Source organism: Massilia alkalitolerans DSM 17462, from assembly GCF_000427785.1.
In the GTDB taxonomy this organism is placed as follows: Bacteria; Pseudomonadota; Gammaproteobacteria; order Burkholderiales; family Burkholderiaceae_D; genus Telluria; species Telluria alkalitolerans.
The window spans coordinates 19,735-39,564 of record NZ_ATYR01000041.1 but is presented as its reverse complement, the minus strand read 5'-3'; the positions used below and the strand labels follow the sequence as shown (position 1 = coordinate 39,564).

Annotated in this window: 15 protein-coding genes; 9 read left to right on the top strand and 6 right to left on the bottom strand. The window is 65.4% G+C overall.

Annotated features, from left to right (window positions below; all coding sequences use genetic code 11):
* The 6 genes from YWC_RS0125020 to YWC_RS0124995 all read right to left on the bottom strand — a co-directional run.
* Positions 1-1,485 (bottom strand): DUF4214 domain-containing protein (locus YWC_RS0125020; protein WP_027867826.1); only part of this gene is annotated, 1,485 nt, incomplete at its 3' end.
* 156 nt (positions 1,486-1,641) lie between these two features.
* Positions 1,642-2,994 (bottom strand): TolC family outer membrane protein, encoded by a 1,353-nt coding sequence (locus tag YWC_RS0125015; RefSeq protein ID WP_084416595.1) that lies wholly within the window; start codon positions 2,992-2,994, stop codon positions 1,642-1,644.
* A 2-nt stretch (positions 2,995-2,996) separates the two neighbouring features.
* Entirely contained in the window at positions 2,997-4,349 is a 1,353-nt protein-coding gene (locus YWC_RS0125010; RefSeq protein ID WP_027867824.1) for an HlyD family type I secretion periplasmic adaptor subunit, read from the bottom strand.
* Positions 4,346-6,133 carry a type I secretion system permease/ATPase gene (locus tag YWC_RS0125005; protein WP_027867823.1) on the bottom strand — a complete coding sequence of 596 codons (1,788 nt, stop codon included), beginning with the start codon at positions 6,131-6,133 and terminating at the stop codon, positions 4,346-4,348. The genes YWC_RS0125010 and YWC_RS0125005 overlap by 4 nt, the downstream gene beginning before the upstream one ends.
* A 233-nt stretch (positions 6,134-6,366) precedes the next feature.
* Positions 6,367-8,322 carry a DUF4214 domain-containing protein gene (locus YWC_RS31805; RefSeq protein ID WP_051306743.1) on the bottom strand — a complete coding sequence of 652 codons (1,956 nt, stop codon included), beginning with the start codon at positions 8,320-8,322 and terminating at the stop codon, positions 6,367-6,369.
* 337 nt (positions 8,323-8,659) lie between these two features.
* Positions 8,660-10,003 (bottom strand): FecR family protein, encoded by a 1,344-nt coding sequence (locus YWC_RS0124995; protein WP_229413195.1) that lies wholly within the window; start codon positions 10,001-10,003, stop codon positions 8,660-8,662.
* Positions 10,004-10,299: 296 nt separating this feature from the next.
* Between YWC_RS0124995 and YWC_RS0124990 the strand changes: the two genes are divergently transcribed.
* The 9 genes from YWC_RS0124990 to YWC_RS0124950 all read left to right on the top strand — a co-directional run bounded on the left by YWC_RS0124990 (position 10,300) and on the right by YWC_RS0124950 (position 19,830).
* Positions 10,300-12,180 (top strand): CHASE2 domain-containing protein, encoded by a 1,881-nt coding sequence (locus tag YWC_RS0124990; RefSeq protein WP_229413194.1) that lies wholly within the window; start codon positions 10,300-10,302, stop codon positions 12,178-12,180.
* A complete protein-coding gene (locus YWC_RS0124985; RefSeq protein WP_156923892.1) occupies positions 12,177-13,454 on the top strand; it encodes a tetratricopeptide repeat protein in 1,278 nt (425 codons plus the stop codon). Before YWC_RS0124990 ends, YWC_RS0124985 begins: the two co-directional genes overlap by 4 nt.
* Positions 13,455-13,483: 29 nt before the next feature.
* Entirely contained in the window at positions 13,484-14,596 is a 1,113-nt protein-coding gene (locus tag YWC_RS0124980) for an acyltransferase family protein (protein ID WP_027867819.1), read from the top strand.
* A 121-nt stretch (positions 14,597-14,717) separates the two neighbouring features.
* On the top strand, positions 14,718-15,041 hold the full coding sequence (locus tag YWC_RS0124975; protein ID WP_156923891.1) for a VanZ family protein: 324 nt from the start codon (positions 14,718-14,720) through the stop codon (positions 15,039-15,041).
* Positions 15,042-15,053: 12 nt separating this feature from the next.
* Entirely contained in the window at positions 15,054-15,812 is a 759-nt protein-coding gene (locus YWC_RS0124970) for a Crp/Fnr family transcriptional regulator (protein WP_051306742.1), read from the top strand.
* A gap of 155 nt (positions 15,813-15,967) precedes the next feature.
* On the top strand, positions 15,968-16,285 hold the full coding sequence (locus YWC_RS0124965) for a hypothetical protein (RefSeq protein WP_211239003.1): 318 nt from the start codon (positions 15,968-15,970) through the stop codon (positions 16,283-16,285).
* 169 nt (positions 16,286-16,454) lie between these two features.
* Positions 16,455-17,255 (top strand): ABC transporter permease, encoded by an 801-nt coding sequence (locus YWC_RS0124960; RefSeq protein ID WP_027867815.1) that lies wholly within the window; start codon positions 16,455-16,457, stop codon positions 17,253-17,255.
* Positions 17,255-18,490, top strand: coding sequence for an ABC transporter ATP-binding protein (locus tag YWC_RS0124955; protein WP_027867814.1), 1,236 nt, complete (start codon positions 17,255-17,257; stop codon positions 18,488-18,490). Before YWC_RS0124960 ends, YWC_RS0124955 begins: the two co-directional genes overlap by 1 nt.
* A complete protein-coding gene (locus YWC_RS0124950) occupies positions 18,487-19,830 on the top strand; it encodes an FkbM family methyltransferase (protein ID WP_027867813.1) in 1,344 nt (447 codons plus the stop codon). The genes YWC_RS0124955 and YWC_RS0124950 overlap by 4 nt, the downstream gene beginning before the upstream one ends.

The window sequence follows — 19,830 nt, the reverse complement described above, 5'->3', positions numbered from 1 at the left end:
GGCGTCGGTGTACGAAGCGAGCACCCGGACGAACTTGCCGACGTCGGCATCGCCCAGGGTGTAGGTCTGGTTGGTAGCGCCGGCGATATCGCTGTACGCGCCGTTCACGGTAGCGGCGCGCTGCCAGGTGTAGCTGATCACGCCCAGGCCATCGGCATCGGTGATCGTGTTGGCGGCGGTGAGNACCTGGTCTTCGGCGGCCGTGCCGGCGATCGTGACCGAACCGGCTGAGGTGTCGTTCGTTGCTTTAACGGTGAGCGTATCGGTTGCTGCCGCAGAAGTAGCCGAACCATCGCTCACCTTGAACGCGATGTTCCGCGTCGTGGTATCCGGAGTGTCCGAGGTGTTATTGAACTTGACAGTTTCAAGAGCAGCCTCGAAATCGGCATTCGCCGGCGATTGGCCGGGCTTGCCGCTCAGTGTCAACACCTTGTTGCCGTGATCGTCGATGGTCACCTTACCTTGGATCCTGGCCGTGTCCACAAACACGAGTTCGTCGCCAGGTTTGGTATTGGTGATCGTCACCGTCGCGGAGCTCACCGCGCCAATGCCCGAAAAACGCATGTCGCTGTTGATGACTTGCGCGTTGCTACCGTTGTCGGCGCCGGGCATCTCGCTGAATGCGGGAGACTGATCGGCCAGACCGATGCTCACCGTGAACTGCGGTTCCGGCTCAGGCGGATATACCACGTCGATGGCGGCCGGCAGGCCGCCTTGCTCCAGCGCGGCCACTACCTGCTCCAGGGTCGCACTCTGCGGCATCACGGTCAGGACGTGTTCCATGCTACCGCCGCGCAACAGTGCGTCGAGGGTGACCGGATTGCCGGCTGCGATGCGTGCAGTTTCGGCCAGCGTCTGCATCAGCGCCACCGGGTTGGCCACCGCCTTTGGCAGATCCAGCAGAGCGCTCAGCTTACCGTCAGCGGCCAGCGCCTGGATCACCACCGGCGCATCGGTGGCGGCCTGCGCCAGGCGCGCGGCCGCATCCACCATCGCCTGCAAGTCTGCGGTCTTGGTGTGGATCCCCACTGCTTGCACGAGCAGCCGCCCCACCTCGGTCGCGGCCATGCCGTCATAGCCGCCCCCCGACTGCGCAATCCGCGCGGTGAAGGCCTCGGCCGCGCCCTTGCGCGCCTGGTTCAGCGACAGGTCGACACCCTGGGCGCCCTGCATCACCGCCAGAACCGCATCCGGCAGCGAAACCGCGCCAGCGTCGATGGCCTTGGACCAGAACTCCAGGCCGGCTGCGTCCGGCTTACGGCCGAACAGCTCTTGATAAATCTGGTCCAGGCGTTGTGCCGGCGTGGTATTGGCGAAGCGGGCAGTCGCTTCGGCGGATGTGGACAAGGCCTGGATGATCAGGCTGAAGTCACCGCCAGCCCGTTCGAGGTGCCCCGCCCAGAATGCAAGCCCGGCGGGATCAGCCGGACGACCGTAATAGGCCAGGTAGAAAGACGCGACTGCAGCTTCATATTGCGATGCCATGTAATTCCCGTACAAGTTATTCGAAATTCATAAAACAACTTTTAGTGTACGCGGGAAAGTTTACCTTCCGCAACAAAAACACGCTTCCTCTCTTAAAAAGAGACATCGGGGCACCGCCCTGGCGGTGATCGATCGCGATCAGGCTTCCGCTGATGTTTAGCGGAAGTGGGCTGCGATCTCGCGCACCGAATCGGCCTGCAGTACGCCTGCCGCCGCGCGCAAGCGCATCAGCGCGATCAGGTAGGCGTAGCGCGCTTGCGCCAGGTCGCGCTGGCTGGTGAACAGCTGCTGCTGGGCATTGAGCAGGTCGAGGTTGATGCGCACGCCGCCCTTGATGCTCTGCTCGGTGGCAGTCATCAGGAGCTTGCCCGACTCGACCGCCTTGCTCAGCGCGTCGACCTTGCGCGCACTGCTGGTGACGAGGCTGTGGGCCTTGCGCAGCTCGACCGTGATTTCATTGGTGCGGGCATCCAGTTCGGCCTGGGCCCGGCCATAGGCTGCCGCGGCCTGGCGCGTGCTGGCGCTGATCGCCCCGCCCTGGTACAGGGGAATGTTCACCTGCACGCCGAGCTGGCGGTTGACCTGCTGCTGGTTCAGGTTGGTCAGCGATTCGCTGTCGCTCCTGTTGTAGGTGGCCACGAAGTCCACGCGCGGGTAGTGTCCCGCGCGCACGCGGTCGATGTCCAGGCGGGCGGTTTCGACCGCCAGGCGGGCCGCCGCCAGCTGGTTGTTGCGCGCTAGCGCCAGCTTGCGCCAGTCTTCGAACGCGACCGGCTCCAGCGCGATCGGACGGAACTGCTCGCCCAGGCGGTCCAACTCGCCCGGATCCATGCCGATCACGCCTTCGAGCGTATTGCGGGTCGCGGTCACGTTGTCCTGCGCTTCAATCACCTGCGCTTCGGCCAGGTCCAGGCGGGCCTGGGTTTCCAGCATGTCGGTCTTGGTGCCCTCGCCCCTTTCCAGCAGGCGCTGGTTGAGCTTTTTCAGCTCCAGGCTGGCGTCGCGCTGCACCTTGGCCAGCGCCAGCTGGTCCTGCGCGAACAGCACGTCCAGGTAGGCGCTCACCACCCGCACCGACACCTCGTCGATGGCGGCCTCGTAGGCCTCCTCGCTCTGGGCCGACTGGGCCTTGCCCTGGCGGTAGCGCGCGATGCCTTCCATGCTGAACAGCGGCTGGCGCAGCTGGACCACGCCCGAGCGGCTGGTGTAGCGCGGGCTCTGGTGCTGCGGAATGCCGAACTGGAGGTAGTCCTGGTCGGCCACGTTCTTGCCGTAGGAATAGCTGCCCGAGACCTGGGGCAGCAGGAAGGAGCGGCCGATGATCCGGTTTTCCTTGCCGGATTCGTTCTCGTAGAAGCGCATGCGGAATACCGGGTCGTGCTTGATGGCCGCCTCGTAGGCCTGGGTCAGCGACACCGCGCCGGCGCCGCCGGCGCTGCCCGCCAGCAGCACCCCGAGCACGCCAGCACGCAGCGCCAGGCCCGGCCGGATCTTCTTCACGTTCTGCATGGTCAATCCTCGCTCATCGACGACTGGGCACGGTCCATCAGCGGCTTGAGCAGGTAGTTCATCATCGTGCGCTCGCCGGTCTTGACGAACAGTTCCACCGGCATGCCGGGACGGATGTCCATCTTGTGGTGGGCGACCATCTTCGCGCCCGCCGGCGACACCTTGACGCGCACCACGTAGAAGGCCATGCCGGTACGCTCGTCGACGGTACGGTCGGCCGCGACGGTCTCGACCTCGCCTTCGATGTGCGGCGTGCGGTTGGCATTGAACGCCGAGAACATCAGTTCGACCTTCAGGCCCGGATGGACCTTGTCCACCAGGTTGACCGGCAGCTGGCCCTCGACCACCAGCGGGTCGTCGGTCGGCACGATTTCCATCATCTTGAAACCGGGCTGCACCACGCCGCCGTTGGTGAACACCGCCAGGCCCACCACGGTGCCGCCGACCGGCGCCTTGACTTCGACGTTCGACAGCTCGAAGCGCTGCGCCTGCAGGCGCGCGCCCTGGCCCTGCGCCTCGCGCTGCACTTCGGACAGCTGGGTGCGCACTTCCTTCTGGTAATCCTGCAGGCGCTGGGCCTTGCGCAGGGTCAGTTCGGTCACCTGGCGGCGCGCACGGCCGATATTGCCGATGTCTTCCGAAATCGAGCCGCCCAGCTGGGCATAGGTGCGCTCCAGCTCGAGCAGGCGGTTGCGGGCGACGTAGCCTTCCTTCGCCAGGTCGCGCATGCCGGCCAGCTGCTCCTTCAGGAAAGTGACCTGCTCCTTCTTGCTCTCGCGCGATTCCTCGAGGCCCTGGATCTGCAGCTTGAGGCCGGCGATGTTCTCGTCCAGCGCAGCCAGTTCGCTCTGCAGCGAGGCCTTGCGCGAGGCCAGCAGCGCGTTCTGCAGGCTGATCAAGCCGGCCACCTGCGGCTCGTTGCGGCGCTTTTCCAGCTCGGCCGGGAAAGCGATCGTGTTCAGGCCGTCGCGCTCGGCCGACAGGCGCGCTTCGTTGGCCAGCGCCGACAGGTACTGGCTTTCGGTGGTCTCGACGCCGGCCCTGGCCATCACCGAGTTCATGCGCACCAGCACCTGGCCGGCCTTGACGATGTCGCCGTTGCGCACCAGGATTTCCTGCACCGTGCCGCCGCTCTGGTGCTGCACCGACTGGCGATTCGATTCCTTGGCCACGTGTCCGCTCAGCGGCACGCCCTTGTCCAGCGGCGCCAGCAGCGCCCACAGGAGGAAGCCGCCCACGCCCAGCAGGACGATGATCCAGCCGAGCCGGCTGTAGGCCTTGGCATCGGTGTTCACCGCCAGCGGGGTGGCGTCGTGGGAAATGACTTCCGTCGTTTCGTTCTTTAACAACTTCATTGTTTCGCTTCTCCGATAGTTGCCGCCTGGTCTTGCGGGCTGGCGCCGGCCTGCTGGGTCTTGGCGGCCACCGCGGCCTGCGCGGCCTGCAATGCCTTGGCATTGGCTTCCTGCAGGGCCGCCAGCACCTGGCCGGTGGGGCCGAACATGTGGACCGCGCCCTCGCGCATCAGGAGCAATTTGGTGGTGGCGCCGATGATGCTGGTGCGGTGGGTGATCAGGATGATGGTCTTGCCGCGCTGGCGCAGGTCGGTGACCGCGGCCACCAGCGCCTGTTCACCGGCATCGTCGAGGTTCGAGTTCGGCTCGTCCAGCACGATCAGCGAGGGGTCGCCGTACATGGCGCGCGCCAGGCCGATGCGCTGCTTCTGGCCGCCGGACAGGCCGGCGCCGCCGTCGCCCAGCTGGGTGTCGTAGCCTTCCGGGAAGTGCAGGATCATGTCGTGCACGCCGGCGCGCTTGGCCGCCTGCACCACTTTTTCGGCATCCACTTCGCCGAAGCGGGCGATGTTCTCGCTGACGGTGCCGCCGAACAGCTCGATGTCCTGCGGCAGGTAGCCGAGGTGCGGCCCCAGTTCCGCCTTGTTCCAGCTGTAGATGTCGGCGCCGTCCAGGCGCACCTTGCCCATCATCGCCGGCCACACGCCCACCAGCAGGCGCGCCAGGGTCGACTTGCCCGAACCGCTCGGTCCGAGGATACCCAGGACGTCGCCCGGAACGATGCCGAAGGACACGTTCTTGACGATCGGGGCGCGCGTGCCCGGCGGCGCGGCGGTCACGCCTTCCAGGGTCAGGATGCCTTTCGGCGCCGGCAGGGCCATGCCGGCCGGACGCGCAGGATTGGCGTCGAGCAGCTTGGTCAGGCGATCGTAGGCGCTGCGGGTGCTCGACCAGGTCTTCCAGACCCCGATCACCTGCTGCACCGGGGCCAGGGTACGGCCGACCAGGATCGAGGCGGCAATCATCATGCCCGGGGTGATCTTCTGCTCCAGCACCAGCAGGGCGCCCAGGCCCAGCACCAGCGATTGCAGCGAGGTCTGCACGAACTTGGTCACGGCGCCGATGCTGCCGGCCTTCTGGCTGGCGTCGGCCTGCAGGTTGAGGAACTTGCCGTGCATCTTGAACCAGCGGCTGATCAGGTTCGGCAGCATGCCCATCGACTCGATCACCTCGGCATTGCGCAGGTTGTTGGTCGCCAGCGTACTGGCCGAGATCGCCATCGTGTTCGCTTCCGTCAGGGGCTGCTTGGTCACGCGCTCGTTGACGTAGGCCAGCACCACCAGCACGATCGTGCCGGCCAGTGCGAACAGGCCCAGCCAGGGATCGAACATGAAGATGACGATCAGGTAGATCGGGAACCAGGGCGCGTCGAAGAAGGCGAACAGCGCATTGCCGGTCAGGAACTGCCGCAGGTTGGTCAGGTCGTTCAAGGCCTGGCCCGCGTTGCCGCCGGCCTGCTTGAGGTTCTGCTCGAAGGACGCGGTATAGATGCGTTTGTTGAGCACCATGTCGAAGCGCGCGCCGACGCGCACCAGCACGAAGGAGCGGATCACCTCCAGCCCGCCCATGAACAGGTAGGCGCCCAGCATCAGCAGGGTCAGCATCAGGAGCGTGATCTCGTTGCGGCTGGCCAGGACCCGGTCGTACACCTGCAGCATGTACAGCGACGGCACCAGCATCAACAGGTTGATGATGGCGCTGAAGACGCCGATCGTCCAGAAGGTGCGCTTGAATGACAGCAGGGCGCGGCCGATTTCAGTTTTTTCGTCTAAGAATTTCGTCATGTGTAAGGTGTGCAAAGCTCAGTGCACTTTAGATACTTCCTACGGGAAATGAATCGCCATACATTATGAACGATAAAGACAAAAATTTGTGATGCACATCACATTTTTGCGTTATTAGATACACAAGATTGTGGTGCCGGCGCGTCGGTGCTAATACCAAAAAGAAAAACCCCGCCTTCTTGCGAAGGCGGGGTTCTGCGTCAGCAATCAGCCTGGAAACCCAGGCATATTACTTAGACGGTCGGAGCGACCGAGGTGATGATGCCGTTGTTCAGCTGGATGGTGGTAGCGTCCACGCCGACCAGGGTGATGGTCACGACTTCCGGAGTAGCTGCAGCCGAACCGAAGGCGGTCTTTTCCAGCTTGATGACGGTGTCCGAACCAACCTGGTTCACGAAGGCTTCCAGGACGGCGTTGTTGCCGGTGGTCAGGGCGCCTTTGACCATGGTGAACTGCGAGCCGATGTACAGCGAGTCGGTGCCTTGCAGGTTGAACAGGTTGATGGTCGAGTCCACTTTGCCGGCCATGAAGATGTCCGAGTTCGACGAACCGATTTCGGTCGCGGCATCGACGTTCTGGATGGTGTAGTTACGCGAAGCGAACACGCCAGCCGAGGTATCGATTGCAGCTTGCAGAGCGTTGCTCTGGGTCACCAGGCCTTCGGCGGTCTTCAGTTCAGCCAGGGCTTTGGTGAAGGCCGTGATGTTGTCGTTGGCGGTCTTGACCTGTGCGTTAGCGGAGGTCAGGGCTGCAGCCAGCGGGTTCTCGGCGGTGGTCTGCTCGTAGAACGCGTCCACCAGGCCCTTGAAGGTTTCGTACACGGTCGAATCGGCGGTGTCCTTGGCCTTGAAGATTGCCAGTTGCTCGGCGATCTGGGCTTCGGTCGGCATGCTGCCGGTAGCGACGGTCACGTCCTTGAACTGGGCCTTGATGGCAGCCAGTTCAGCCTGCTCGGCATCGCTGGTGTCCAGGTAGTCGACGGTGTTCTGGGTGGTGGTGACCAGGGTGTTGGCTTTGGTCACGTTCGCGTCCGAGGCTTCCTTGGCGATCGATGCGTTCAGCAGAGCGGTCACGCCGGCGTTCTTGGCTTCGGTCACGCCCGATGCCAGTTGCAGGGCGCCGGTGGTGGCGTTGACGGTGATCAGGCCAGCCACGGTGCCGTCTTCGGCGACGGTCAGGGTGGTGGTGTTGGCGGTGTTGTAAGCAGCCAGTTTAGCAGCCAGGTCGATGTTGGCGGCTTTCTGGGTGTTCACAGCGGCGGTCTGTGCGGTCACAGCGGCGGTCGCGTTAGCGATAGCCGACTGCAGGCCAGCAACCTTGCCGATGTCGCCGGTTGCCTTGGTGACGGCAGCTTGTGCGTCGACCAGGGCCTTGGCGTTGGCGGTCTGCTGGTCAGCGATCAGCGCAGCGCGCACCGAAGCCGAGCCGTTTGCGTAGATGGTTTCCACTGCATCGCCGGCTGCCGGGGTGCCCAGCAGGGTCTGCACGGTAGCAGCCTTGGCATCGACCGAAGCTTTCAGGGTGGCGTCGGTAGCGCTGGTGTCGGCTTTGCTGTCGCCATCGGCGGTGACCAGGAAGTCAGCCTTGGCCTTCTGTGCAGCTGCCAGGTTTGCCAGGGCGCCAGCGACGGTGAACGGGGTGCCGGCGACGACGACTTTCGACACGGTGGTAGCCAGGTTCACCGGAGCGACGGCTGCTTCCAGCGATGCGTCGTTGGTGATGCTGGTGACGTAGGCCTTGGCCAGGGCGTTGGCGGCGGCGCCGCTGTAGCCGTCCTGCTCCAGCTTGGTGTCCAGTTGTGCGGTGAAGGTGGTTGCGCCCGAAACTTTGTTTTCGTAGGCACGTGCGTCCGAACCTTGCGCACCTTTGACGACGTCAGCGACGACCTTGTCGATGGTGGTGGCTTTGCTGTCCAGGGCAGCAGCCCAGAATGCCTTGCCAGCGTCTTCTGCAGGACGGCCGAACAGGTTCATGTAGATCTTGTTGACGATGTCGGCGTTCGACAGGCCAGCGTATTCGGTCTTGTATTCGGCTTCAGCGGCGAAAGCAGCCGACACCAGGGCGGTCGAGCCCTTCTGGCCTGCAACGACGTTGGTCCAGTAATCCAGGCCAGCGTAGTCAGCCGGACGGTTGAAGTATGCGACGTACAGTTGCTGAACAGCTGCGACGTGTGCGGTGACGATTGCCATGTATTGCTCCAAAAAGAAAGATCGATCAATCAAGTGTTGGATCAAGCTTGCAGAGTGCGGATTGCACGCATGTAAGATCAACGGAGCGCATGATGACAGATGCGGAACAGAGCGATATGTGATGGCCATCACAAAAGGACAAAGTTTTGCCGGAAATCGACAAAATTTATACAAATGCGATCGCGATTACGCACTATGGGTAATTGACCGGGTTTGCATAAGGGAATTAAATATATGCATAAGGACTGCGCAATATCATTGCGCTTCAGAAATCGCGACAATAAAAAATAAAACCCCGGATTTACCGGGGTGTTTATTTATCATGAAAACCAGGCCGTCAACGCCAGGTCGCGCCGCCGCTGACGGTCCGCTTCTCGTCCAGCCGGCCGTCGAAGATGGTGGTCGCCGTACCGCCGCGCTCGTTCGTGAGCAGACCCTGGACATTCATGATGCGGTGACGTCCCTCGGCGGCGTTGCCGTACAGCCGGCCCTCATTCGTCACCGTTCCATCGGCACTCACGCGCACGACGTCGGTCGAGGTATTCACGTCCATCCCGGTCTGGAAAGTCCGCTTGCCGAAATCGACCATGAGGCTGCCGTTGGACAAGGTGGCATGCTCCGCCACGTTGTTTCCGTACCCATATTCGGTGGTGACCACGGCTTCGCTGTCGCGCAAGCCAAAACCGACCGTCCCGTTATTCGGCGCAACATAATCCTTGCCCGAGGAACGCAGCAGCGCAAAATACCCTGCCATCCCCAGCAATTCCTTGTCCTGGCGTGCTTCCGACAGATTCAGCTTGCCGTAGCTGCCCCCGATGGGTTGCCAGCGGCCCCAAACGGCGACCCGCTCCGGCAGCGTGGACGGCGTCTCGATCACCGGAGCGGGCATGTTCACCACTGGCTCCGGCTCTTCCTTTGCCGGAGCCGGCTTGTCCGGCGTCGGAACGAAGGGCAGCGCGGGGGTCGAGGTGACCAGCTTCTCGATGACGGAGTTCAGGCCCGCATTCTTCATCGCTTCCACGCTGGCGGACTGGGCCGGCGCCGATCCCGTCCCGCTCTTGGCAAGCGGCTCGTCGCGGCGCGGCGGCGAGACCTGGTCCGGCGACAGCGGGCTGCTCTGCAGGACCTGGGCGGCCTGGCCGCGCTGCACCTGCACCAGCTGGCCGCGCTGGGCGGCGCTCAGCTCGCGGCTGGCCTCGCCTTCGCAAGGACCGGCGCCATCGGGCCGGCAGGCGCCGCTAAAGCCGCTGACCACCACGCCGCCGGAAATCACGGCCACGCGCGAGGTGTCGTCGTCGGTGAACACGGTGAAGTCGGTGCCGCGCACGCCGATCGCCGCGACCGGCGTGTTGAATCGGAAGTTCTGGCGCGCCAGCTTCACTGCCTCGCCCGATTTGCTGCGCGCGACGCCGCTGAGCAGCTCGAGCTTGATGCGGGTATTGGCCGGGTTCTTCTGGTCGATGTGGTAGGTGACGATCCGCGCCCTGGTATTGGGGCGCAGGATGAACAGGCCGTTGTCGACCGTCTTCACGTAGATGAAGCCGTCGCCGCCGGTGCTCAGCAGCTGGCCTTCCTGGACGGCGCCGCCTTCGCGTGCACTGTTGTCGCCGACCTGGGCACTGCCGGCAACGAAGATGATCTTGCCGGCATCGGCTGCCTGTGCAGTGTGCGCTGCGCACATCAACAGTGCACTTAGTATGATTTTTTGCAAGATAGTCCCCTTTTCTCTTCCGATGTTACCCTCGGCCTGCCGCACTCTTCCGTGACGAGGGTCACATTTTATCGGAAAGGATGGCTTTCTTCGTGTAGATTACATCTTGTCGAATTTCAAAAAAAACAATGCACAGGAGCAACTGTGCGCGTTATACTCCCCCATTCTTTAACTGAAAGTACACCTGTACACTGCTGCGCGTGGCTGAACCGAGATTCCAAGCCCGACCCCGTGGAAGCTGGGTCATTGCTGCGCTGGCCTTCCTGGTGACCCTGTGGTCGCAATACGGGCAGCTCCTGCAGATGTCGCTTTCGCACAACGGTCCTGCATCGTTTCCCCTTCCTTGGGCAGACCCCCTGTTCCTGGCAAACGAGCGGCTGCGCGACGTCTTCCTGCGCCTGCAGGTGAGCAGCGCTCCCGAGCCGCGCATCCTGGTGGTCGACATCGACGAAGCCTCGCTCACCGAGGCCGGGTCCTGGCCCTGGCCGCGCGAACGCCTGGCCGACCTGGTCGAGATCCTGCTGACCCGCTACGAAGCGCGCGGCGTCGCGCTCGACATCGTCCTGCCGGAGGCGGGCGACAGCGCCGGCGACCGCCGTCTCGCGCTGCTGGCCCGGCATGGCCCGGTGGTGCCGGCCCAGGCCTTTACTTTTCCGGCCGCCGGTCCGCGCGAGTACCCGCTGCGCAGCGGCCGGCTCGGCGGCGCCACCGATGCCTACCGCGGCGGCGTGCCGGCCAACGGTTACCTCGGCAACTACCCGGAGCTCGCCGAGGCGCCCCACGTCGGCGCGATCGGCTTCATCCCCGATCCGGACGGCGCGCTGCGCCGCGTGCCGCTGGTGACCAGCTTCGAGGGCCGCCACTACCCTGCGCTGGCGCTGGCCCTGGTCAACTGCTGCGCCGGCAAAGGCCCCCTCGGGCTCGAGGACACCGGCATGCTGCGCGTGCCCTACACGCGCGACTGGTCGGCCTACACCGTGGTCAGCGCCGCCGACATCCTGGCGCAGCGCATCGTGCCGTCCAGCGCCGGCGGACGCCTGGTGGTGGTCGGCTCGTCCTCGCTCGGCATGGCCGACCGGGTCGCCACGCCACTGGCCGCCAGCCGCCCGGGCCTGGGCGTCCAGGCCACCATCCTGTCGGCCCTGCTCGACCGCCAGCAAGGCGCCGCGCCGGCTCCCTGGCCGGGTCGCCTGATCGCCTGCCTGTTCGCGCTGGCCTCGGTCGCCGGCTGCATGCTGCTGTTCCCGCGCCTGTCGGCCGCCGCCAGCGTCGGGCTGCTCGCGGCCAGCTCGATCCTGTGGCTGGCGCTGGCCCATGCGGCAAGCAGGCACGATCCCGGCTTCGCGCCGGTGGGGCCGCTGGCCACCAACCTGTTCATGCTGGCGGTCGCCGTGCCCTACCAGTGGCAGGTGGCGCAGCGCCGCTCGCGCCAGCTGCTGCAGACCTTGCGCCAGTACGTGGCCCCGGCCGTGGTCGAGGAACTGCTGCGCAGCGAGGAACAGGATCCGCTGCGGCCGCGCCAGCGCGACGTGACCACCCTGGTGGCCGACATGGAAGGCTATACCGGCCAGGTCGAGGCGCTGCCGGTGGCCGAAGCGGCGCGCCTGACGCGCGACTTCCTCGACTGCCTGACCGGCCCCGTGATCGCGCACCAGGGCACGCTCGACAAGTACACCGGCGACGGCATGATGGCCTTCTGGGGCGCGCCGCTGCCGCTGGAGCAGCACGCCGACCTGGCGCTCGACGCCGCGCGCGAGATCACGCGCCGCGTCGCGGTGCTGAGCGCGGCGCGCGAGCGCGCCGGCCACAAGCCGCTGCGGGTACGGATCGGCGTCGAAAGCGGGCCGGCGATGGCCGGCGACTTTGGCACGACGTTCCGCAGCATTTATACTGCGGTCGGCGACGGGGTCAACACGGCGGCCCGGCTCGAACAGGTAGCCCGCGATTTCCCTCACAACACCATCATCGGTCCCGGCACCGTCGAACGCGCGCGCCGGCACCGCTTCCTCGCCCTGGGCGAACGCCTGCTGCGCGGTAAAGAAAAACCAACGCCTTTGTATACCCTCGACACCAGCATGAACCAGCGCGGCACGGCCGTCGCGCGCGAGCAGGCAGCCGTGCTTCCCGGCAGCGGAGGCGGCGCATGAGCACCCCGGGCCTGTTGCTGCCCTCCTTCCTGGCCCTGGCCCTGGCGCTGGCCTGCCTGCCCGCGCATGCGCGGGCCCAGCACATCGTCCCGGATGCCGCACCGGCGCCCGGACTCGATGCCTCGCACGAGGCGCTCTACCAGGACGCCCTGCAGGCGCTGGCCGAAGGGCGCAAGACCGATGCCTCGAACACCCTGCGGCGCCTGATCGGGCAAGTGCCCGAGCACGCCGGCGCCCTGATCGACCTGGCCCTGATCCAGTGCGGCCTCGGCAACGCCGGCGAGGCCGAGCGCCTGTTCGCCACCATCGAGACCCGCTTTTCGCCGACGCGCGAGATCCTCGAGCTGCTCAACGAGGCGCGCGACAGCGGCTGCAGGCCGGCCGCGCCGGCCAGCGCCACCAGCGTGACCATCGGCCGCGGCATCGACGACAACGTCAACCAGGGCGCCAGCAACTCGACCTTCATCGTCACCGGCCCGGACGGCGACATCGAGCTGCCGCTGCTGGAGGATTTCCGGCCGCAGCGCGACGGCTATACCACGCTGGGCACCGACTATGTGCGCGGCATCGGTTCCAACGGCAGCCTGGGCTTCGTGCAGGTGCAGCAGCGCCGCTACGACCGGCTGCGCGCCTACGACACCGGCGGGCTGTACACCGGCATCGAGTCGCCCTGGCGCTTCGGTGCCTGGACCCTGCGCACCACCGGCTCGGTAGGGGCCACCACCATGGGCGGCCGGCTGTACCAGAAACAGATGCAGCTGCAGGCAAGGTTGGCGCCGCCGCTGCCCCTGCCGCCGCGCACCCAGCTGTACCTGACCGGCAGCGCCACCCGTACCGACTACCAGAACCTGCGCAACTTCGATTCGAACGTCCTGGAGGCGCGCGTCCTGCTGACCCACCAGGCCGGCACCCTGGGCGCCTATGCCACCCTGGGCGCGCTGAGCGACCGCGCACGCGGCGAGCGCCCGGGCGGCAATCGTCACGGCAGCTACCTCACGCTGTCCCTGCGCAAGCCGCTGGGCTGGGACCTGAATGGAGAATTGTCCTGGACGCGCCAGCAATGGAACAGCGCTGCCCCCTATTCGCCCGAACTGCTGATCGACCAGGTGCGCGCCCAGCGCACCCAGATCCTGCGCGCGGTGCTGTCCTGGCAGCTGCGCAAGGACCACAGCCTGATCCTGGAAGCGCGGGGCGTGCGCAACCGCGAGAACATCTCGATCTTCCAGTACGACAACCGCCAGCTCCAGTTCAGCTGGCAGTGGCAGCTGCCGTGAACCGCGGCCCCGCCTCCTGATTTTTCGCCATGCCATATCAACGACAACAGCGCAGCCTCGAAGCGGCCATCAGCTCCCACGACAACGGTTTCAACCTGGTGCGCCTGGTCTGTGCGCTGCTGGTGGTGGTGTACCACACCTGGATGATGAACCGGGTCGCGCCGCACCCCGATCCCCTGACCCGGCTGCTGGCGCCGAACGGCGACCTGGGCGCGCTCGCGGTCGGCGTGTTCTTCGTCATCAGCGGCATGTTCATCGCGCGCAGCTGGATGGGCGACCCGCACCTGGGCCGCTTCGCCCTGCGCCGCGTGGCGCGCATCGTGCCCGGCCTGTTCGCCTGTCTCCTGGTGTCGACCTGCGTCGCGGTGGTGTTCTTTTCCGCGCCCGGGTGGCGCGGCCTGCTCGACCCTGCGCCATGGCGCTTCATCTTCGGCAACACGGTGCTGCATGGGCTGGTCTACGACATCCCGGCCGAGGAACTGCGCATCGCCGGCGTGCTGGGCGGCCAGGACCTGAACGGCCCGCTGTGGACCCTGTACTGGGAAGGCCGCATGTATGTGATGGTGGCCCTGGTCGGCCTGGCCGCGGCCCTGCCCCTGCGCAGCTGGATGCGCGGCGCCGCCCTGTTCCTGCTGCTCGCCGCCAACCTGTTCCCACAAGTGGCGAGCGGCTACGTCTGGGAGGTGCGGATGTGGTCGCTGTTCCTGGTCGGAATGCTCTTGCAGACCCTGGCCCCGGACCTGCGCATCGGCTGGCGCCACGTGGCCTGCGCGCTGGCCCTGCTGCTGCTCAACTGGACCAGGTCCGCCGCCCTCACCCCGAGTCCGCTCACCTGGTTCGGCATCGCACTGGTGGCGGTGACGCTGGCCATGTGCGTCGGCTCGCAGTCCCTGCCATGGACGGCGCACGTGCAGCGCCACGACTACTCGTATGGCATCTATATCTGGCACTGGCCGGTGATCATCGTGCTGCGCGAAGTGCTGCCGCCGGTGGGTCACCGGGAGCTGACACTGGCGACGCTGGCCGTGGTGCTGCCGCTGGCCATGCTCAGCTGGCACCTGATCGAGGCGCCGGCGCTGCGCGCGGCGCGCCGCTGGCTCAAGCGCCGCAGGCCGCAGGCGGTGGCGGTTCCGGCCTTGTAGAAATTCCCACATCAGCCGGCCCGCCCCCTTGCCGTTCCGAAACCCACCCTAAGCAGGCTCGACCGTATAGAATCACGTTTGTCGGGAATTCTGGAAAGGCCCTTGGATCGTGGTGGGAGATATGGTGTTGTTGGGCGTGGTCGCGAGCGCCGTGTGCGCGGGCTGCCTGGTGCCGAACCGCTGGTTGCCACCTTTACCGAACGATAAATTCCTCCACTTCGCCAGCTTCGCCGTGCTGGCCATGCTGGCGCTGCGCATCGCCGAGAGCCATGTCGAGGCCCTTTTCTGGCTGCTGGGCCTGCTTATCGCGGGCTGGCTGATCGAATGCCTGCAGAGCCTGGTGCCGGACCGCCGTTTCTGCTGGCGCGACATCGCCGCCAATACTGCCGGCACGGTCTTCGCGGCCGCTGCGGCCCAACTCTACGTGACCTTCTTCCAAGCTTGACCAGAACGCAACATGAACGCGACCGCCAAACCCCTGCCCGCCCGCCGTACTGCTGCCGAGAACGATTCCCCCGCGCCGGAAGAGCGCCAGATCCAGATTCACCTGCGCAAGATTCCACTGCTGGCCGGCCTGTCCGACGAAGAGCTCATCCGGGTCAAGCAGGACCTGCGCTTCCGCCATTACAAAAAGCGTGAAATCGTGCTGCAGAAAGGCGGCCATGGCGACGGCCTGCTGTTCCTGCTGTCGGGCCAGCTGCAGGTCATCGACGTGACCGAAGACGGTCGCTCGATCGGCCTGCGCATGCTGGCGCCGGGCGACTTTTTCGGCGAGATTGCCCTGATCAATAATTCGACCCGCTCGGCCTCGGTGGTGGCGATGTCGGACGTGCTGGTGGCCTTCCTGCCTGCCGCCACCGCCATGCACCTGTTCTCGCATTCGCCTTCGGTGGCGAACCAGATGCTCAAGCACCTGGCCCAGAAGATCCAGCGCGATTCGGAATTCCGCTCGCTGCTGAGTATTAACAATACCGCCAAGCGCATCTACACCTACCTGGTGCTGATGCAGAAGAACAAGCAGGACGAACCGGGCGTCCCTGCCGTGGTCGAGAACCTGCCGACCCACCAGGACATCGCCAACATGATCAACACCAGCCGCGAGACCGTGACGCGGGCGCTGACGGCGCTGGCGCAGCAGGGGATCGTGCAGAAGGATGCGCATCGCTTGATCATCGTGAAGCCGGAGGCCTTGCAGAAGCTGGTGCAGGGGTCGTGAGCATTCCTTGACCCGGCGCACGGGCGGCATTGGCCTGGTTTGAACGCGTGGGCGGCGCAAGCACCCCGAGTGTTCACATCGCCTGGTGGAGCCGCCCACCCTACGGGCGTCGCGTGCTACATTAACGTCATTACACTGTTGTTCAGGAGACGATAATGAGCACGATGACCGGCAAGGGCATGGAAGTCAAACCCGGCCTGGGCAAGAGCCTGCTGACCGTGGCCCTGGTGACGGCGGCCATCCTGATGATCCCGCTCGTCGCCATGCAGTTCACCACCGAGGTGAACTGGACCGGCTTCGACTTCGTCGCCGCCGGCATCCTGCTGGCGCTCACCGGCCTGGTTCTCAGCGTTGCACTGCGTAACATCCGCAGCACGAAAAGCCGCGTGATCGCTGCCGGCCTGATCGGCCTGGGCTTCCTGTATTGCTGGGCAGAGATGGCTGTCGGGATTTTTACCAACCTGGGTAGCTGAACACGCGCCAAACCATGACAAATTGAGTTGATTTTAGACAAGGTGTTACATCTGTAACAATGGATTGGCGATTGGATGAAGTATAATTTTCGGCTCATCCGGCTCAGCCAATCCTTATGCAACTCACATTGACGTACCCGATTGGGGCGCTGCCAGAGCGGTCCGCCCCATGATTTCTCCACTGATGCTGCGCGGCCTGTGGGCCTACCGCGGTTTCGTGCTGGGCAGCGTCAAGCGCGAATTCCAGTCGAAATACGTGAACGCGATGCTGGGCGCCGTCTGGTCGGTGCTCAGCCCGCTCGCCATGATCCTCGTGTACACCGTGATCTTTTCCGAGGTCATGCGTGCCAAGCTGCCGGGCAACGCCTCCGGCGCCGCCTATTCCATCTACCTGTGCGCCGGCGTCCTGACCTGGGGCCTGTTCGCCGAGATCATCGCGCGCGGGCAGAACATGTTCCTCGAGCAGGCCAACCTGCTCAAGAAGATCAGCTTCCCGCGCATCTGCCTGCCGATTATCGTCGTGCTCAACGCCCTGGTGAACTTCGGTGTCATCTTCGGCCTGTTCTTGGTCTACCTGCTCGCCTCGGGCAATTTCCCGGGGGCCGTGTTCTTCGCCATCATCCCGGTGCTGCTGCTGCAGATCCTGCTGGCCATCGGCCTGGGCATGGTGAGCGGCATCCTGAACGTGTTCTTCCGCGACGTCGGCCAGTTCGTCACCATTGCGATGCAGTTCTGGTTCTGGCTCACGCCGATCGTCTACCCGGCCTCGATCCTGCCGGAAGCGGCGCAGCCGATCCTGGTCTACAACCCGATGGCGGCCGTGGTGGGGGCGCACCAGGCGATCCTGGTCGAAGGCCGCCTGCCCGACTGGAACTCGCTGATTCCGGCAGCCTTGCTGGCGCTGCTGCTGTGCATCCTGGGCCTGCGCCTGTTCCGCAAGCGCTCCGGCGAAATGGTGGATGAACTCTGATGGGCAGCATCGTCGTTCAAAACCTGGGCAAGGCCTACAAGCAGTACCCCACGCGCTGGTCGCGCCTGGGCGAATGGCTGCTGCCGCTGCGCGGCCCGCGCCACAAGCTCAAGTGGGTGCTCACTGACATCAACTTCCAGGTCTCGCCGGGCGAGGCCGTGGGCCTGATCGGCATCAACGGCGCGGGCAAGAGCACGCTATTGAAGCTCATCACCGGCACCACCCAGCCGACCACCGGCAGCGTCTGGATGGAAGGCCGCGTAGCCGCCCTGCTGGAACTGGGCATGGGCTTCCACCCGGATTTCACTGGCCGCCAGAACGTCTACATGGCCGGCCAGCTGCTGGGCATGACGGTGGACGAGATCGGCGCGCTGATGCCGCAGATCGAGGCCTTCGCCGACATCGGCGACTACATGGACCAGCCGGTGCGCGTTTACTCGAGCGGCATGCAGATGCGCGTGGCCTTCTCGGTCGCGACGGCGCGGCGCCCCGACATCCTGATCGTCGACGAAGCGCTGTCGGTGGGCGACGCCTACTTCCAGCACAAGTCCTTCGACCGCATCCGCCAGTTCCGCAAGGAGGGCACCACCCTGCTGCTGGTGTCGCACGACAAGCAGGCGATCCAGTCGGTGTGCGACCGCGCCATCCTGCTCGACGGCGGCCGCCTGGCGAAACAGGGCAAGCCGGAAGAGATCATGGATTATTACAATGCCATGATCGCGGAGCGCGAGAACGATACGGTGCGCCTGAACGAGACCGGCGACGGCAAGGTCCAGACCATCTCGGGCACCGGCGAGGCTACGGTCAGCGACATCGCCCTGCGCGACGAGCTGGGTGAGCGCGTCGAAGTGGTCGACGTCGGCGCGGCCGTGACGCTCGAGGTCAAGGTGAAGGTCAAGGCCCCGATCCCGCGCATGGTGCTCGGCTACATGATCAAGGACCGCCTCGGCCAGCCGATGTACGGCACCAATACCCACCTCAAGGGGCTGCCGCTCGAGGACGTCGCGCCAGGGGAGGAAGTGAGCTACCGCTTCGCCTTCCCGATGAACCTCGGCCCCGGCACCTATTCGGTGGCGACCGCGATCGTCAGCACCGAGACCCACCTGGTGAACAACTACGAATGGCGCGACCTGGCGCTGGTGTTCACCGTGATGAACATGCGCCGCCCCCACTTCGAGGGCTCGGCCTGGCTCGACCCGGCCGTCGATATCCAACGTTCCCCATTGAGCACATGAGTTTCATTTCCTACTCCCAGAACGCCGAGGACGTGCTGCTGTGGCGCGCGCTCGGACAGGTCGAGAACGGCTTCTACATCGACGTCGGCGCCAACGATCCCGAAGAGCATTCGGTCACCAAGGCCTTCTACGATGCCGGCTGGCGCGGCATCAGCATCGAGCCGCTGCCCTCCTTCCACCAGGCCTTCCTCGAGCAGCGCCCGGGCGACGTCAACCTGGCGATCGCCGCCGGCAGCGAGAATGGCGAACTGACCCTGTACGACACGCCCCAGGTGCGCGGCTGGGCCTCGCCCGACCAGGCGGTGGCCGAGCTGCACCGTTCGGAAGGCCACCAGGTGGTCGAGCTGAGCGTGCCGGTGCGCACCCTGGCCTCGGTGTGCGAAGAATACGTGCAGGGCCGGCAAGTCCACTTCCTGAAGATCGACGTCGAAGGCTTCGAGGGCGAAGTGCTGAAGGGGATGGATTTCGCACGCTGGCGTCCCTGGGTGCTGGTGATCGAGGCCACGCTGCCGAACAGCCGCGAGACCAACCACGCCTCCTGGGAGCACATGGTGACCAGCCAGCGCTACCGCTTCGTGTGGTTCGATGGCCTGAACCGCTACTACGTGGCGGAAGAACACAGCGAACTGGCGCAGCACTTCGGCATCCAGCCGAACGTGTTCGACGACTACATCTCGCACCACCTCGACAAGTCCTGGGCCGCCGCCAAACGGCTCTCGACGGCGCTCAAGGCATCCGAGCAGGAAGCGCGCGACATCTCGGAGCGCGCGGCACGTTCGATGGAACAGGCCCACCAGGCCGCGATGCTGGCGCAGCAGGCGCACCAGCAGGCGCTGGCGGAGCTGCACCACGCATCCGCGCTCGCGGAACAGGCCGAGCAGCAAAAGCGCGACGCCGACGCCCAGATCCTGGCGCTGCAGGATGCGCTGGCCGCATCGCAGCTGAGCGGCCACCACCTGACCGTGTGGGCGCAGGACATGGAAGCGCGCCTGACCGCCACCTATGCCAGCACCTCGTGGAAGATCACCGCGCCGCTACGCGCGCTTGGGCGCGTGGTGCGTGCGCTGCGCCGTCCCGGCCTGGCGCGCCGCGTCGTCACCCGGGTGACCAAAAATGAGCGCATGCGCCGCCTCCTGATCCCGGTGCTGCTGCGCTACCCCGCGCTCGGCCAGAAGGTCAGCAGCTCGCTCGCCGCCATCAAGCAGGCCGCACCGGAGCCGGCGGCCCCTGGCGCCGCGGCGGTCCCCGAAGAACTCAAGGGCTTGCCGGTCTCGGTGCGCGCGGTGCTGGGCGACCTGCAGCGCGCCCGCGGCCAGGCTGGAAACCGGGCAGGACAATAA

Coding starts and splice junctions, on each gene's coding strand:
- YWC_RS0125015 (WP_084416595.1), bottom strand. CDS start 2,994: ATGCAGAACGTGAAGAAGATCCGGCCGGGCCTGGCGCTGCGTGCTGGC.
- YWC_RS0125010 (WP_027867824.1), bottom strand. CDS start 4,349: ATGAAGTTGTTAAAGAACGAAACGACGGAAGTCATTTCCCACGACGCC.
- YWC_RS0125005 (WP_027867823.1), bottom strand. CDS start 6,133: ATGACGAAATTCTTAGACGAAAAAACTGAAATCGGCCGCGCCCTGCTG.
- YWC_RS31805 (WP_051306743.1), bottom strand. CDS start 8,322: ATGGCAATCGTCACCGCACACGTCGCAGCTGTTCAGCAACTGTACGTC.
- YWC_RS0124995 (WP_229413195.1), bottom strand. CDS start 10,003: ATGTGCGCAGCGCACACTGCACAGGCAGCCGATGCCGGCAAGATCATC.
- YWC_RS0124985 (WP_156923892.1), top strand. CDS start 12,177: ATGAGCACCCCGGGCCTGTTGCTGCCCTCCTTCCTGGCCCTGGCCCTG.
- YWC_RS0124980 (WP_027867819.1), top strand. CDS start 13,484: ATGCCATATCAACGACAACAGCGCAGCCTCGAAGCGGCCATCAGCTCC.
- YWC_RS0124975 (WP_156923891.1), top strand. CDS start 14,718: ATGGTGTTGTTGGGCGTGGTCGCGAGCGCCGTGTGCGCGGGCTGCCTG.
- YWC_RS0124970 (WP_051306742.1), top strand. CDS start 15,054: ATGAACGCGACCGCCAAACCCCTGCCCGCCCGCCGTACTGCTGCCGAG.
- YWC_RS0124965 (WP_211239003.1), top strand. CDS start 15,968: ATGAGCACGATGACCGGCAAGGGCATGGAAGTCAAACCCGGCCTGGGC.
- YWC_RS0124960 (WP_027867815.1), top strand. CDS start 16,455: ATGATTTCTCCACTGATGCTGCGCGGCCTGTGGGCCTACCGCGGTTTC.
- YWC_RS0124955 (WP_027867814.1), top strand. CDS start 17,255: ATGGGCAGCATCGTCGTTCAAAACCTGGGCAAGGCCTACAAGCAGTAC.
- YWC_RS0124950 (WP_027867813.1), top strand. CDS start 18,487: ATGAGTTTCATTTCCTACTCCCAGAACGCCGAGGACGTGCTGCTGTGG.